Raw genomic sequence first — 16,079 nt, 5'->3', positions numbered from 1 at the left:
TTGCATGTATTAGGCACGCCGCCAGCGTTCATCCTGAGCCAGGATCAAACTCTCCAATAAAGTTAGTTTGTCTAGCATCTAAAATAAAAATTGACGTTTCACGTTGTTTGTTTCGTTCAGTTTTCAAAGAACTACTTGGTCGCTCATTTGCGACTTCCTTATGTTAACATTTTCATCTTTCAATGTCAACTAAGTTTTTTATTTCGTTTGTCGCTTTCGACGTTATTATCATCGGCGACTTGTTCTATATTACACCTCTAAGCTCTAATCGTCAATATGTTTTTATAAAAAATATAAAAAGGCTTATTTCTTTTAAAATAAGCCTTTTTATCACATATCATTCTATTCATTTATTATTTTTCTATAATTGGTAACGAAACGATAAATTGAATAATACCATCCCTATATTCCGCTCGAATACTACCACCTTGTAACTCAACAATACTTTTCGCAATTGCCAATCCAAGTCCCGATCCTTCTGTTACTCTACTTCGGGATTGATCTTTCTTATAAAAGCGTTCAAACAAACTCGCTAACTCTTCTCTCGTAAACTCTTCACTATGATTCGCAATTACAATTTGTATATCCCTACGCTGCCTTTGAAGAGAAACTTTTATATCTGCATCATCTTTACTATACTTAATCGCATTCATTAGTAAATTATCAAATACACGAACCATCTTTTCCGAATCAATCGATGCATAAGCACGTTCCTCAGGAAACTTCTTAACAAACGTAAGTCCATGCTCTTCTGCTTGCGGTACTAACTCTTCTATTAATTGCTCGAGTAACTCATTTATACAAACCTCTTGTTTTTCTAATATAACTTGCTCATTTGTTAACTTCGTATACTCAAATAAATCTTCTATTAAATTCTTTAACTGCTCCGACTTCGCAAAAGCAATTCTCGTATACTCATCGTGTTGTTCTTTATTTTCATATTTAGAATCTCGAAGTAATCGTAAGTAGCCCATAATAGAAGTCAGCGGTGTGCGTAAATCGTGAGATACATTCGTAATAAGCTCATTCTTTTGCTTCTCTAATTTACGTTCCTTTTCTATATTATTCATAAGCTCTTCTGCCATATTATTAATATTCTCAGTTAAAGCTGCAATCTCATCTTCACCTTTTTTCTCAATGCGGTACGCTAAGTTGCCTCTTTCTATTTCCTTTACACCTTGTGCCATTGCTTCAATCTGCTTCATCTTTCTCTTTGTTATATAGAAGAAAGAGAAAATGAATACAAGAACACCAATTAAAAACGGGAATGGCCCTTCTTTCGTGTCATACATTACCTCTCCCTCTGGAATTCCGCTAACAAACATGTACAAATTCTTTCCTTCAATAGTAATAGGTGAAAAAGATATAAACTCTTTTCTTGTACTTTCAAATACATTTCTACCATCTGTATAATTAATCGCAAATGATGCTGCATTACGAATCGTATTATGCAAATCGATTTGCTCTTCTTGCGCTTGCTTTGTTTTATATAAAACTTTACCACTTTCATCAGTAACCAATATCTTTAAAGCTCTAGACCCTTGCTCTAAATTTTGGTTCTCCATTTCGATCATATTTGATATAGCTTCTAATTTATTTTCATGAACCGAACTATTTGCCGCTCCTTGAGCTTGGTGATTAATTTGTTCCATACCAGCCCGATAATCGATAGTTGCTTGACGATTCGCATTCTCAAAAAATGGCGCAGCTCCCTTCGCTGACAAAACTCCTAATAACGCACAAGCAGCAAAAGTAGTAATCAATTGAATCCTTATACTCTTTCGTACGCTCTTTACTAATTTCTCAATTAATTCTCTTATTTTCCTTATATAAGTAAACGGATTAAATATCTTTTTCAATCTTATACCCCACTCCCCATACTGTTTTTATATATCTAGGTTTCCTTGGATTCTCCTCAATCTTTTCACGCACTTTCCGAATGTGCACCATTACAGTATTATCAGACTGGAAAGATCGTTCGTTCCACACCTTTTCATAAATTTGCTCCGCACTAAACACCATACCTGGATTTCTAGCTAGCAATTCTAAAATTGAAAATTCCCTCGGAGTTAGTTTCACTTCTTCTCCCTCTACAACAACTTTATGGGTCGAGATGTTGATTTTCATCTCCCCAATTTCTAACTCGTCCTCATTTTGGACAGCGAAACCATTCATTTTCATATAACGGCGTAACTGAGATTTAATTCGTGCAATTAACTCTAATGGATTAAAGGGCTTCGTTACGTAATCATCTGCCCCTGTTGTTAATCCTAAAATCTTATCCATATCTTGCGTTTTGGCAGAAAGCATAATAATAGGCATTTCTTTCGCTTCCCTTACCTTCATACACATATGAATACCATCCACTTTCGGCATCATAATATCTAATACGACTAGATGTACTTCATTTTCTTCCAATAGACGTAATCCTTCTTCTCCGTCTCCTGCTTGTAATACTTTATATCCTTCATTCTTTAAATAGATTGTAATTAAATTCCGAATTTCTTTTTCATCATCTACGACAAGTATTGTTTCGTGTGCCACAATATCTCCCCCATCACTTTTTTAATCCCTAACTTCTATTATAGGAAAACTTCTGAAGAAAAACGCTCGGAAATCCTTAAGATTTTCTGAAGACGCAAAAAGGTCTAGACTCCCCTTAAGTCTAGACCTTTAAAAAACCCCTTTTATTTACGAACGTAGATGAAATATAGTACGAATAAAACTCCCATAACATACATAATCGGATGAACCTCTTTACGACGACCACTCACAACCATTGTAATTGGATAGAAGATAAATCCAATGGCAATCCCAGTTGCGATACTATACGTAAGTGGCATAGAGATAATTGTAAAGAATGCTGGTACTGCAATCTCGAATTTCTTCCAATCAATTTCCCCTAAGGAAGAAACCATCAAGATTCCTACAATAATTAAAGCCGGTGCCGTTACAGCTGGCGTTACAACACTTAATAATGGCGAGAAGAATAGTGCCAGTAAGAAGAATCCTGCTGTTACAACTGCTGTAAATCCAGAACGTCCTCCTGCTGCTACCCCTGCAGACGATTCAATGTAAGACGTTGTTGTTGATGTACCTAAAATCGCACCAATTACAGTTGCAATCGCATCTGCAAATAACGCTTTTCCTGCACGTGGTAATTTATTGTTCTTCATTAACCCTGCTTGATTTGCAACCGCTACAAGCGTACCTGCTGTATCAAAGAAATCGATAAAGAAGAACGTTATAATAACAATCCCCATTTGAACTGTGAAAATATCTCCGAAGTGCGTTAACGCCACGCCGAACGTTGGTTCTAGACTTGGTATTGCTCCCACCACAGCTTTCGGAGTATCAATTAATCCTGTTGCAACTCCTAAGATCGCTGTAAGAATCATACCGTAGAATACTGCACCATTAACTTTCTTAATCATGAAGATGATCGTAGTAACAACCCCGAAGATTGCTAGTAACGTTGTGCCCTTTGTTAAGTCCCCCAACCCAACAAGAACCGCATCGTTTTTCACGATAATTCCGGCATTTTGGAATCCAAGGAAAGCAATGAATAATCCAATACCTGCTGCTACTGCAAACTTTAACTCCGATGGAATTGCATTAATGATTTTTTCACGAATACCTGAAGCAGTAAGAATAATAAAGATAATACCTGACATTAATGTTCCGGCAATGGCCGTTTGCCACGGAATACCCATCGTTAAGACTGCTGTATAAGCAAAGAACGCGTTAATCCCCATACCTGGCGCTAAAGCAATTGGATACTTCGCGAAAATACCCATAATTAACGAACCGATCGCTGCCGCTAATGCCGTAGCAACGAATACTGCACCTGGATCCATCCCTGTACCTGCTGGTAACCCTTTAACATTTCCAAGCGACAGCGTAGCAGGATTGACAAATAGTACGTAAGCCATAGATAGAAATGTCGTTAACCCTGCTATGAACTCAGTCTTATAATTCGTACCGAGCTCATCAAACTGAAAATAGCGTTTCATCCTATGTTTCCCCCGTTATATGATTACTCGCCGTATTTCACCCTAGCCCTCTTTTATCCCGAGAAATAAAAAAGGCTTCCATTGCATATATACATGGAAGCGTTCTATAAACAAAGACAAGTTTCCCCTCATCTTTATACAAACGCCTCGTAGTCAAGCCATTTACGGTAGCTAGGTAGAAACTTTCGGGCCATATCCCCGATATTATACGACGGCTATAATATTCACTTTTCGTTTGAATTACATAATCATATTAACTCGACGAAGTAGTTTTGTCAATTTAAAAACGAACATTTTCATAAACTTTTATAGTTTCGTTCGTATTAATGCCAAAATAAAAAAGATCCATCTATGCATAAGCAATAGATGGACCTTTTTATAAATACTATTCCCACTCAATAGTTGCTGGTGGCTTACTCGTTACATCATACACGATACGGTTAACGTGTTTTACTTCGTTTACGATACGTACAGAGATTTTCTCTAATACGTCCCAAGGGATACGTGCCCAGTCAGCTGTCATACCGTCGATAGATGTTACTGCACGGATACCTACTGTGTAATCGTAAGTACGCTCGTCACCCATAACACCTACGCTACGCATACCAGGAAGTGCAGTGAAGTATTGCCAGATTTCACGGTCTAAGCCCGCTTTAATAATTTCTTCACGTAAAATCGCATCAGATTCACGAACGATTTCTAATTTCTCTTCTGTAATTTCACCTAATACACGAATACCAAGACCCGGTCCTGGGAATGGTTGACGCCATACGATTTCATCAGGAATTCCTAGTTCAGATCCTAATACACGTACTTCGTCTTTAAATAACGTGTTTAAAGGCTCAATTAATTTGAACTGCATGTCTTCTGGAAGTCCACCAACGTTGTGGTGAGATTTAATTGTTTGTGCAGTTGCTGTACCACTTTCAACGATGTCTGTGTAAAGTGTACCTTGTGCTAAAAAGTCCATACCTTGTAATTTAGACGCTTCATCATCAAATACGTAAATGAATTCGTTACCGATGATTTTACGTTTTTGTTCTGGATCTTCTACACCTTTTAACTTGTTCATGAAGCGTTCTTTTGCATCCACTTTAATAACGTTCATGTGGAAGCCTTCGCTAAATGTTTTCATAACGCCTTCTGCTTCGCCTTTACGCAGTAAGCCGTGGTCAACGAAAATACAAGTTAATTGATCGCCGATTGCTTTATGAATTAATACTGCTACAACAGAAGAGTCTACACCGCCACTAAGTGCGCATAGTACTTTTTTGTCTCCAACAGTTTCACGAATTTTTTCTAATTCTACTTCGATAAAGTTCTCCATGTTCCATCCTTCAGAACAACCACATACGCCGAATACGAAGTTTTTAATTAAATCGTTACCGTGCTCAGAGTGACGTACTTCTGGGTGGAATTGTACACCGTATAAGTTTTTCGCTTCATTGCTCATACCAGCAATTGGGCAAGACTCACTTGTTGCGTCTACTACGAATCCTTCAGGTAAACCAGTTACTAAGTCACCATGGCTCATCCATACAACTTGCTCTTCTGGAAGGTTCGCATATAATTTTGATTCGTTCTCTACTTTAAGAACAGCCTTTCCGTACTCACGGTGATTTGCACGCTCTACTTTACCACCGAAGTGTTGCGTCATAAGCTGCATACCGTAACAAATACCGAAGATTGGTAAACCTAGTTCAAAGATTTTTTCATCACAATGTAATGCACCTTCACCGTATACGCTATTTGGTCCACCAGAGAAAATAATCCCTTTTGGATTCATTGCTTTAATTTCTTCTGCAGTAATTGTATGTGGATGAAGTTCACTGTATACACCGAACTCACGAATTCGACGTGCTATTAACTGATTGTATTGACTTCCAAAATCTAAAACGATAATTGTATCGTGTTGTTTCTTCAAAATAATCACCCCAACGTTAGTTCTCGTATATAAATATTTTCACCAATTTGGCGAAAAGCATTACCAATATAATAAAAAAAGCCAGTCCTCCGCCTCTAGTCTCATAACAAAGAAAAGGCAGGGGTCTGGCTTTATAAAGAAAGATAGTCTCCGCTCTTTATAAATATAAGACACACTGCCTTCATAGTCAGGTTGTTTGCGGTAACCCGGTAGAGACTCTCAAACCATATCATTGAGGATATATGAAGGATCGTTTTATATTATCTTCCTAGATTCTAACAATGAAATATCAATATGGTCAAGAGAGAAAGCGACAAAATTCTACAGAAATTCATTTCCTTTTCTAAAAAACATAAAAAAACATCCATTTCTATATAGAAATGGATGTTTTTTAGGGCAAACGGAATTACATCATTCCGCCCATACCACCCATGCCCATGCCGCCCATGTCAGGCATTGCTGGTGCATTTGGTTCTGGTTTGTCAGCTACTACAGCTTCAGTTGTTAAGAACATAGCTGCAACAGATGCTGCGTTTTGAAGTGCAGAACGAGTTACTTTAGCTGGATCTACGATACCAGACTCAAGCATGTTAACCCATTCGCCAGTAGCTGCGTTGAAACCAACGCCTACTTTTTCGCCTTTTAGACGCTCTACAACTACAGATCCTTCTAGACCAGCGTTGATTGCGATTTGACGAACTGGCTCTTCTAGTGCGCGAAGTACGATATTGATACCTGTTGCTTCGTCGCCTTCAGCTACGATAGAAGCTACTTTTGTGTATACGTTCATAAGTGAAGTACCACCACCTGCAACGATACCTTCTTCTACTGCTGCACGAGTTGAGTTAAGTGCATCTTCAATACGAAGTTTGCGTTCTTTCAACTCAGTTTCAGTTGCTGCACCTACTTTAATTACCGCTACGCCACCTGCAAGTTTTGCAAGACGCTCTTGTAATTTTTCACGATCGAATTCAGAAGTTGTTTCTTCTAATTGCGCACGGATTTGACCGATGCGAGCTTCGATTTGTTCTGTGCTTCCTACACCTTCAACTACAGTTGTGTTTTCTTTTGTAACAACAACTTTACCAGCGCGTCCTAAAGATTCAACTGTAGCAGATTTTAAGTCACGACCTAATTCTTCAGTGATTACTTCGCCACCTGTTAAGATTGCGATATCTTCTAGCATTGCTTTACGACGGTCACCAAATCCAGGAGCTTTAACAGCTACTACGTTGAATGTACCACGAAGTTTGTTCACTACTAATGTAGCTAACGCTTCGCCTTCTACATCTTCAGCAATGATAAGAAGTGGTTTACCTTGTTGTACCACTTGCTCTAATACTGGTAAGATTTCTTGAATGTTAGAAATCTTTTTGTCAGTGATTAAGATGTATGGGTTATCAAGAACTGCTTCCATTTTGTCAGAATCAGTAATCATGTAAGGAGATGCATATCCACGATCAAATTGCATACCTTCTACTACGTCTAATTCTGTTGTGAAGCCTTTAGATTCTTCTAAAGTAATAACGCCGTCGTTACCAACGCGCTCCATTGCTTCAGCGATTAATTGACCTACTTCTTCGTCAGCTGCAGAAATAGCAGCTACTTGTGCGATAGAAGATTTACCTTCGATTGGTTTAGAAATCGTTTTTAATTCTTCAATTGCAGCAGTAACAGCTTTTTCGATACCTTTACGAAGACCCATTGGGTTCGCACCAGCTGTTACGTTTTTAAGACCTTCACGAATCATAGCTTGCGCTAATACAGTTGCAGTTGTTGTTCCGTCACCAGCTACGTCATTTGTTTTGCTAGCAACTTCTGCTACTAGTTTCGCACCCATGTTTTCGAATGCATCTTCTAATTCGATTTCTTTTGCGATTGTTACACCGTCATTTGTAATAAGTGGTGAACCGAATTTTTTCTCAAGAACAACGTTACGACCTTTTGGTCCAAGCGTTACTTTTACTGCATTTGCAAGAGTGTCGACACCGCGAAGCATCGAACGACGTGCTTCTTCACTAAATTTAATATCTTTTGCCATAATAATTGACCCCCTTGGATTTTTTAAGATTTATATAATTAACCGATAACTGCTAAAATGTCACTTTCACGTAAAATCAAGTAGTCTGTACCTTCATATTTCACTTCAGTACCTGCATATTTTGAGAAGATGATAAGATCACCTGCTGCTACCTCTAAAGCAACACGCTCACCATTCTCAAGCACTCGACCAGTACCTACTGCAACAACTTTACCCTCTTGTGGTTTTTCTTTTGCAGTATCTGGTAATACGATACCACTTGCTGTTTTTTCTTCTGCTTGAACAAGCTCAATTACAACGCGATCACCTAATGGCTTTAGCATGAACAATAACCTCCTCATTTTGTTATGTAAATTTCTTTTATTAGCACTCAAGTCATCCGAGTGCTAACACACTTATAATAATAAATAATCTCAATTTCTTTTGCAAGTAAAAAAATCATAATTTTTTCGCAAATCACTATATAAACTTTCTATATAGAATACTGCCTTTACTATATGAATCGTTGTTTCCACTGCTCGTATGTTACAATATGAAAGGACACCCTAAGTTGTTTTCGCTACACACACAACTTTCTCCTGTCTTCTATTATAATTTCAAATAAGGATTTACGAAAAAAACATAATTCAAGTGAGGTTTATATCGTAGGTAGCATAATTTACATGTTATCCTAACTTATCTCATACACTATAGTTAGAAAGGATGGTTAAACCATTTGAAGAAACAATACTGGTGGATTATCGTTACATACATTTTAATGCAGTTATCTGGCGTTGTTGGATTGCCACTTCTCCTAAAAACAGGACTCTATGATAATAGAGGATTTACTATTGAGGAAAAAGGACAAATCATAACGGGACACTGGGCAATTATTAGCTTCTTTGTTGCATTATGTATCGTACTTTGGTTACTTAGAACAGATATTCGTGACAGGCATTTAGATCCAAAGCGCTCTTCTGCTCCAGCTACTATTGGATGGATTTTCATCGGGTTCTTCTTAGCTTTCTTTTCACAAATAGTTGCCGGTATGATCGAGATGCAGCTGCTAGGAATTAAACAAGGTTCAGAAAATACAATGAAACTGATGGAGATTGCAAGAACGACACCTTGGTTCCTTATTGTTGTATCTATAATTGGACCTATCTTAGAAGAAATCGTATTTAGAAAAATTTTATTTGGTGCACTTTATAAGAAGTTTAACTTCTTTATCGCAGCTATCATTAGTTCGCTTGTATTCGCAGCAATTCATTTTGATTTTACTCATTTATTGGTATACACTGCTATGGGGCTCGTATTCGCCTTCTTATATGTGAAGACGAAACGTATTATCGTTCCGATTGCAGCTCATGTTGCGATGAATACATTGGTCGCTATTGGGCAAATTTTTATGAGCAATGAACAAATTCAAGAAATGATTAAAGAAGCTGAAAAAATGCAAGGCTTTATCGGAGGATTTTTTGTATGAGAAACTCACCATTGTTCATGGCTGCACTATACTTCCTTCTTGGATGTATCTTTACACGCTTCGCCATTACGAACGTGACAGATACAATCTGGAATATGTGGACAATACTATTTGCAGTTATGGCAACAATTGATTTTAATTTGGCACTTCGCCTTATATTAATTAAATTCACAAAGAAGAAACAATAATAAAACGCAGAGGTCGCTTCCTCTGCGTTTTATTGTGGATAGTTTTTCAAAAAGTAAACTAATGTTTGTAACTCTACAGCTAAGTCAATATGATGAATTCTAATATTCTCTGATACGTTTAATCGCGCTGGTGTGAAATTCAAAATACCATGCACGCTCGTTTCAGCTAATCTATCTGCTACAGCTTGTGCTACTGTAGCCGGTACTGTTAATATTGCCACTTGTATATCATTTGATAATCTCTCTTCTAATTCATCTAAATGATATACAGGAATGCCCCCGATTTCTGTTCCAACTTTCTCTTCACTAACATCAAATGCCATTTCAATTTTTGTATTATTGTTTTTCGTGAAATTATAATGTAAGAAAGCGGTCCCTAAATTACCTACTCCAATAAGTGCTACACGTGTTATATCATCTTGATCAAGTGTTTCGCGGAAAAATGATAATAAATAATTTACGTTATATCCATATCCCTTTTTCCCTAACGCTCCAAAATACGAAAAATCTCTTCGTATTGTTGCGGAATCTACTTTTACTGCCTCACTCAATTCGGCCGATGAAACACGCTGCTTACCAGAAAGAGATAAGTTTTGGATAAATCGATAGTATAGAGGCAATCTTTTAGCAGTGGCTTGTGGAATCTTTTGCTGATCCATATGACCTCTCCTCTCTTCCTATCTTTATTCATATACTTTAATCAAATACAGAAGTTTAGCACTCATTAAATTCCTTGTATAATAAAGAGAAGAAGTATTCTCTCTTTATTTTAAACTATACACTATTTTTAGTATGATTGAGAAATATAAACATGGCAAAGTTAAGAAATTATTTGAGGTGAAAACATTGATTTTATTACAAGTAAACGCGCTTTCGAAATTATACGGTGCAGAAACGATTCTTGCAAACATAAAATTGGAAGTACAAACAAAAGATCGTATCGCATTAGTTGGAAGGAATGGAGCAGGCAAATCTACATTATTAAAAATTATCGCTGGTGAATTATCTCATGATGGTGGCGAAATTATAAAACCGAAAGATGTCTCAATCGGATATTTAGCTCAAAATACTGGACTAGAAACGTCTTTAACAATTTGGGATGAAATGCTAACCGTCTTTACCCACTTACAGCAAATGGAGACAAAACTTCGAAGGCTTGAGCAAGAAATGGGAAAAGAAGAAAACTTTTCAAACGAAGCTACATATGAAAGATTGTTAGCTGATTATGACCAATTGCAACTCAATTATAAAGATCAAGGTGGATATCAATATGAAGCGGATATTCGCTCCATTTTAAGCGGCCTTGGCTTCCCAGTTGAAACGCACCAGACGACGATCTCTACTTTAAGCGGCGGGCAAAAAACAAGATTAGCTCTCGGGAAATTATTATTAACAAAACCAGACTTACTTATTTTGGATGAGCCTACAAACCATTTAGACATCGAAACATTAACGTGGCTTGAGCAATATTTACAAGGTTATCCTGGCGCAATATTAATCGTTTCACATGACCGTTATTTCTTAGACAAACTCGTTACACAAGTATATGAAATTTCGAATAAAGAAAGCAGACGATTTGTTGGTAACTACAGTAAATATTTAGACTTAAAATCAGCATTATATGGGCAAGAAATGAAACGTTACGAAAAACAACAAGATGAAATCGCAAAACTTGAGGACTTCGTTCAAAAGAATATAGCTCGCGCTTCTACAACGAAACGTGCTCAAAGTCGTCGTAAACAACTAGACAGAATGGAATTATTAACGAGACCATTAGGGGATTCTAAGTCAGCATCATTCCACTTCGATATTGAAAAGCAAAGTGGAAATGATGTTTTACAAGTAAATGATGCAACCATCGGCTATGATGAGAACCCTATAATTGAACATGTAACTATGCGCTTAACTCGCGGAGATAGTGTTGCTTTAGTTGGTCCAAACGGAATTGGGAAATCCACATTGTTAAAGTCTATTGTGAATAAGTTACCACTATTAAATGGTGATGTTTCTTTCGGATCAAATGTATCTGTTGGTTATTATGATCAAGAACAAGCAAACTTAACATCTTCTAAACGGGTTTTAAATGAACTATGGGATGAATATCCACTGCAACCTGAAAAAGAAATCCGTACTATACTCGGGAATTTTTTATTCACAGGAGATGATGTACTGAAACCAGTATCTTCCCTTAGTGGTGGACAAAAAGCTCGATTAGCTCTTGCAAAACTTATGATGCAAAAATCAAATTTATTAATTCTAGATGAACCTACGAACCACCTTGATTTAAACAGTAAAGAAATTTTGGAGAATGCTTTAATTGATTATCCGGGGACTCTTCTATTCGTCTCACATGACCGCTACTTTATTAACCGTGTAACAACGACTGTGGTTGAGTTATCAACAGAAGGTGCACAGGAATATTTAGGGGATTACGATTACTACGTTGAAAAGAAAAATGAAATGATTGAACGTGCAGAACTTGAACAGCAAGAAAGTGACATTCCTGTTCAAAAGGTGGTTGCACAAGAGAAATTAAATTATTTAGAAGAAAAAGAGCGTAAAAAACTAGAGCGTCAACGCACTAGAAAAATTGAAGAGCTAGAACAAAGTATATTAGAATTAGAAGAAGAAATTGCTACGTTAGAAGATCAACTTTGCTTACCAGAAATATATGCAGATTATGAAAAAGCTAGTGAAATTACAACTAAAAAGCAAACGCTACAAGAACAACTTGAAACTTGTATGGCAGAATGGGAAGAGCTGCATGTATAAGCATATTTAAATAAGGAAGATGTCTCATAAGTCAGGATTTTTGACTATGCGACATCTTTTTTTTCTTTTAATACAGAAACAATTTTTTGAGTATATCAATCGTAACTTAGAATATACCAACGATTTTTCAAATATATCTATTGTAACCCTATATATATTAACAATTCGACACGAAATATCGATTTAACGACAAAGATTGACAATATTAGCATCTTCTATAATAGGGGGATGTTTCAAAATGTTTTTCGGGGATATCTTCTTACTTTTTATTTCCCGAAAAAGAACAAACTCAAAGGTCTGACATCATCCTATTTATCCACAAGTTTATACACATATCCACCTTTATAAAATAAACCTTAAAATAACTTTTCCACATTATCCACAATCAACAAAAAAGTTATCAACATTTTATATACACAATAAAACCCACATTATCAACAGACAATATGGGTTTTATCCACAACCTGTGGTTAATTATGTGTATAACTATGCTTCAATATCTAATCCTGGATTTGCATTTAAGGCTAATGTTGCACGCTTACCTTGTTCATAAGCAATTGTCCCTGCCGCTGCAATCATCGCTGCATTATCTGTGCATAAAGATAGCGGCGGAATAATTAATTCAATGTTTTCTTTTTGTGCAAATTCCTCTTCTAATCGCGCACGAAGTCCTTTATTAGCAGCTACTCCACCAGCAAGAAGTAATTGCTTTACATTATAAGCTTCTGCTGCACGAGCTGCTTTCGTTACAAGTACATCTATTACACTTTCTTGGAAACTTGCCGCTAAATCTTCTGGCGCAATTTCTATACCGCGTTGTTTTGCGTTATGCACAGTGTTGATAACTGCTGATTTCAATCCACTAAAGCTAAAATCATATGAATCCGGTTCTAGCCATGCACGAGGCAAATCAATTGTCGGTTCTCCTTCATGTGCAAGGCGATCAATATGAGGACCACCTGGATATGGCATAGATAACGTACGAGCTACTTTATCATATGCTTCTCCAGCTGCATCGTCTCGTGTTTCACCAATTACTTCGAATGAACCATGTTCTTTCATATAAACAAGTTCCGTATGCCCACCAGATACAACAAGTGATAATAACGGGAATTGAACTTCTTTTACTAAACGGTTCGCATAAATATGACCAGCAATATGATGAACACCGACTAACGGAATATCATGTGCAAACGCTACTGCCTTCGCTGCATTTACTCCAATTAGAAGTGCTCCTACTAAACCAGGACCTTCTGTTACAGCAATTGCATCAATATCATCAAATGTGATGTTTGCTTCCTTTAATGCTTCTTCTAACACAACTGTAATTTCTTCTACATGATGACGGGATGCAATCTCTGGTACAACGCCGCCAAAACGTTTATGACTTTCAATTTGTGATGCAACGACATTCGCAATAATTTCCGTTCCATTTTTAACAACTGCTACTGCTGTTTCATCACAACTTGTTTCAATACCAAGTATAATCGTATTTTTTTCCATTATATATTCACCCACATTACGAGACCATCTTCCTGATTGTCTGCATAGTATCGTTTACGAATCCCACCATTTTGAAATCCGTATTTTCTGTATAACTGCTTTGCTACTTCATTTGATACACGTACTTCAAGTGTCATTGTTTTTACCCCTAGTTCTTTCGCTTCAGAAATAACTGCTTTCAATAGGGTATCTCCTAACTTTTGACCTCGGTATTCTGGCAAAATAGCTATATTTGTTATATGTGATTCATCAATAATTATCCACAATCCACAATACCCGACTACACGACCATCTTTTTCTAACACAATATAATGTGCATGTTCATTCATCGTTAATTCACGGTGAAAGGCATCTGCAGTCCAAGGAGTTGAAAAAGACGCTTCTTCAATAGCTACAATTTGAGCAATATCATCAAGCTCCATCTTTCTAAATATCATATCCATCTTCTGCAAGCTCCTACTTGTTTTGACTTTCTAACCACTTTGTTTCAGCTTCAGCTAAACGAAGATAGCTTGGAACAAACGTATGCACATCTTGTTCTTCTTTTTGTAATCCTAAGAATGCTAGCTCACTTGGTCTTGGGTTATTTTTAGTAAATGGAGCGAATACAGCTTGATCACCTAAATGTTCTATAATTGTTTCTTTATGCAATTTAACATCGTTACCGATAAATAAAACAGGCTGTCCTTTATCTTTTAACATTTGCAACCAGTCCACAATAAGAATAATTCGGTCTTCTTCTATTGAAGTTAACTGCTCTCCTTCATATGTATATAACCCAGTATAAATTTGCCCACGTCTTCCATCAAATAAAGGACAAATTAACCCGCTAAAGTTAGCACCGTTTGCAGCTACTACCTCTAAACTTGATACACCTACAATTGGTATTTGAAGTGACCAAGCTAATGTTTTCGCCGCTGTCACGCCTATGCGAACACCTGTATAGGATCCAGGTCCAGCAGCTACAACGATTTTAGTTAATTCCTTCGGTTTTACGCCACACTCTTTTAACAGTTTCTCTACAGCTGGCATAAGACGTACAGAATGGTTTTTTGTTAAATTTGTAATGATTTCCCCAATTACGTTTCCTTCCTCAATAAGGGATACACCCATTACGTAATTTGAAGTATCAATTGCTAGTACTTTCATCTTGTAATAGCTCCTCACATAATCTAATATAGCGATCTCCAATTGGCTCGAGTATAATTTTTCTTGTGTCATCTCCAGCATGGAATAAACTAATTTGTAACTTTTCATTTGGTAAATATACCTCTATTAAATGAGCCCATTCTACTACCGTAATTCCTTCACCGTAGAAATATTCATCAAAGCCTAAGTCCTCTTCACTTTCTGCTAAGCGATACACGTCCATATGATATAGCGGTAACCTACCTTTATATTCTTTAATGATATTAAAGGTAGGACTATTTACAACTCTTTTCACTCCAAGACCTTTTGCTAGTCCCTTTGTAAAAGTCGTCTTACCAGCTCCAAGATCTCCTTCTAAAATAATTACATCTTGTGCCTCTACGAGCTCACCTAGTTTTTCTGATAACCTTTGTGTTTCCTCAGAAGATTTTGTTGTTACTTCATATTTACTCACAGACTTCACCTACTTTACTCACAATGTTCTCTGCTCTTTATTATACAGGTTTTGAATATATAAAAAAGTCCTTAGGAGTTGTCCTAAGGATAGTTTGACTGTCTTTATTAGTTTTTTGTTAAAACAAATAAAAAAATACGAAACAACTTGTTTCGTTCTTTTCTTTATATGAAATGGCGGTCCCGACCGGGGTCGAACCGGCGATCTCCTGCGTGACAGGCAGGCATGTTAACCACTACACCACGGGACCATTTGGTTGCGGGGACAGGATTTGAACCTGCGACCTTCGGGTTATGAGCCCGACGAGCTACCGTGCTGCTCCACCCCGCGACAATATAAATAGCTTGGCGACGTCCTACTCTCACAGGGACAAGGTCCCAACTACCATCGGCGCTAGAGAGCTTAACTTCCGTGTTCGGTATGGGAACGGGTGTGACCTCTCTGCCATCATCACCAAACTATGAAGGCATATTCCTTCAAAACTAGATAACATTTGCTACATATTATATGGTTAAGTCCTCGATCTATTAGTATTCGTCAGCTCCACATGTCACCATGCTTCCACCTCGA

The 16,079-nt window shown here is 37.2% G+C and carries 14 protein-coding genes, 2 tRNA genes, 2 rRNA genes and 2 riboswitches; of the genes, 3 read left to right on the top strand and 15 right to left on the bottom strand.

Annotated features, from left to right (window positions below; genetic code table 11):
• The 7 genes from ES895_RS28655 to groES all read right to left on the bottom strand — a co-directional run.
• Positions 1 to 60: ribosomal RNA gene (locus ES895_RS28655) — 16S ribosomal RNA — on the bottom strand; the annotation flags it as partial.
• A 293-nt stretch (positions 61 to 353) separates the two neighbouring features.
• Entirely contained in the window at positions 354 to 1,859 is a 1,506-nt protein-coding gene (ampS, locus tag ES895_RS28645; RefSeq protein WP_098569046.1) for an aminopeptidase AmpS, read from the bottom strand.
• Entirely contained in the window at positions 1,843 to 2,544 is a 702-nt protein-coding gene (locus ES895_RS28640) for a response regulator transcription factor (RefSeq protein ID WP_000929887.1), read from the bottom strand. Before ES895_RS28640 ends, ampS begins: the two co-directional genes overlap by 17 nt.
• Before the next feature lie 143 nt (positions 2,545 to 2,687).
• Complete coding sequence (locus ES895_RS28635; protein ID WP_000833096.1) at positions 2,688 to 4,013, bottom strand: NCS2 family permease; 1,326 nt, start codon at positions 4,011 to 4,013, stop codon at positions 2,688 to 2,690.
• 130 nt (positions 4,014 to 4,143) lie between these two features.
• A riboswitch (purine riboswitch) is annotated at positions 4,144 to 4,245 on the bottom strand.
• Between the two features lie 153 nt (positions 4,246 to 4,398).
• Entirely contained in the window at positions 4,399 to 5,937 is a 1,539-nt protein-coding gene (gene guaA / locus ES895_RS28630) for a glutamine-hydrolyzing GMP synthase (protein WP_000743906.1), read from the bottom strand.
• Positions 5,938 to 6,101: 164 nt separating this feature from the next.
• A riboswitch (purine riboswitch) is annotated at positions 6,102 to 6,203 on the bottom strand.
• A 140-nt stretch (positions 6,204 to 6,343) separates the two neighbouring features.
• Positions 6,344 to 7,978 carry a chaperonin GroEL gene (gene groL, locus ES895_RS28625; protein ID WP_001029993.1) on the bottom strand — a complete coding sequence of 545 codons (1,635 nt, stop codon included), beginning with the start codon at positions 7,976 to 7,978 and terminating at the stop codon, positions 6,344 to 6,346.
• 38 nt (positions 7,979 to 8,016) lie between these two features.
• Positions 8,017 to 8,301: a co-chaperone GroES gene (groES, locus tag ES895_RS28620; protein WP_000917311.1), complete on the bottom strand. Its 285-nt coding sequence runs from the start codon at positions 8,299 to 8,301 to the stop codon at positions 8,017 to 8,019.
• Between the two features lie 392 nt (positions 8,302 to 8,693).
• Here groES and ES895_RS28615 point away from each other — a divergent pair, with 392 nt between their 5' ends.
• Together ES895_RS28615 and ES895_RS28610 are read left to right on the top strand one after the other, a co-directional pair.
• On the top strand, positions 8,694 to 9,443 hold the full coding sequence (locus ES895_RS28615; protein WP_000745326.1) for a CPBP family intramembrane glutamic endopeptidase: 750 nt from the start codon (positions 8,694 to 8,696) through the stop codon (positions 9,441 to 9,443).
• Positions 9,440 to 9,631, top strand: coding sequence for a YdiK family protein (locus tag ES895_RS28610; RefSeq protein WP_001246200.1), 192 nt, complete (start codon positions 9,440 to 9,442; stop codon positions 9,629 to 9,631). Before ES895_RS28615 ends, ES895_RS28610 begins: the two co-directional genes overlap by 4 nt.
• Before the next feature lie 29 nt (positions 9,632 to 9,660).
• Here the strand turns inward: ES895_RS28610 and ES895_RS28605 are convergent, their stop codons facing one another.
• Positions 9,661 to 10,290, bottom strand: coding sequence for a redox-sensing transcriptional repressor Rex (locus ES895_RS28605; protein ID WP_000372699.1), 630 nt, complete (start codon positions 10,288 to 10,290; stop codon positions 9,661 to 9,663).
• 187 nt (positions 10,291 to 10,477) lie between these two features.
• On the opposite strand from ES895_RS28605, the gene ES895_RS28600 reads away from it, so the two are divergent.
• Positions 10,478 to 12,403: an ABC-F family ATP-binding cassette domain-containing protein gene (locus tag ES895_RS28600; RefSeq protein ID WP_277680611.1), complete on the top strand. Its 1,926-nt coding sequence runs from the start codon at positions 10,478 to 10,480 to the stop codon at positions 12,401 to 12,403.
• A gap of 486 nt (positions 12,404 to 12,889) precedes the next feature.
• Here ES895_RS28600 and tsaD read toward each other — a convergent pair whose 3' ends face one another.
• The 7 genes from tsaD to rrf form a co-directional block, all read right to left on the bottom strand.
• Positions 12,890 to 13,906, bottom strand: coding sequence for a tRNA (adenosine(37)-N6)-threonylcarbamoyltransferase complex transferase subunit TsaD (gene tsaD, locus ES895_RS28595; protein ID WP_000414585.1), 1,017 nt, complete (start codon positions 13,904 to 13,906; stop codon positions 12,890 to 12,892).
• Positions 13,906 to 14,349, bottom strand: a complete 444-nt coding sequence (gene rimI / locus ES895_RS28590) for a ribosomal protein S18-alanine N-acetyltransferase (RefSeq protein ID WP_053513231.1) — start codon at positions 14,347 to 14,349, stop codon at positions 13,906 to 13,908. The genes tsaD and rimI overlap by 1 nt, the downstream gene beginning before the upstream one ends.
• Before the next feature lie 13 nt (positions 14,350 to 14,362).
• The gene (tsaB, locus tag ES895_RS28585; protein WP_000865756.1) at positions 14,363 to 15,055 is read right to left on the bottom strand and encodes a tRNA (adenosine(37)-N6)-threonylcarbamoyltransferase complex dimerization subunit type 1 TsaB; all 693 of its coding nucleotides are present in this window, start codon (positions 15,053 to 15,055) and stop codon (positions 14,363 to 14,365) included.
• Complete coding sequence (gene tsaE / locus ES895_RS28580; protein ID WP_135238857.1) at positions 15,036 to 15,509, bottom strand: tRNA (adenosine(37)-N6)-threonylcarbamoyltransferase complex ATPase subunit type 1 TsaE; 474 nt, start codon at positions 15,507 to 15,509, stop codon at positions 15,036 to 15,038. Before tsaE ends, tsaB begins: the two co-directional genes overlap by 20 nt.
• 174 nt (positions 15,510 to 15,683) lie before the next feature.
• Positions 15,684 to 15,759: transfer RNA gene (locus tag ES895_RS28575), tRNA-Asp, on the bottom strand.
• A gap of 3 nt (positions 15,760 to 15,762) precedes the next feature.
• A tRNA-Met gene (locus tag ES895_RS28570) sits at positions 15,763 to 15,839 on the bottom strand.
• A 12-nt stretch (positions 15,840 to 15,851) separates the two neighbouring features.
• Positions 15,852 to 15,967: ribosomal RNA gene (rrf, locus tag ES895_RS28565) — 5S ribosomal RNA — on the bottom strand.
• Positions 15,968 to 16,079 lie beyond the last annotated feature (112 nt).

The organism is Bacillus sp. 007/AIA-02/001, from assembly GCF_004634455.1.
GTDB classification, from domain to species: domain Bacteria; phylum Bacillota; class Bacilli; order Bacillales; family Bacillaceae_G; genus Bacillus_A; species Bacillus_A cereus.
Note: the sequence above shows the minus strand (reverse complement) of the source record. Positions and strands in the feature narration are given on the sequence as shown.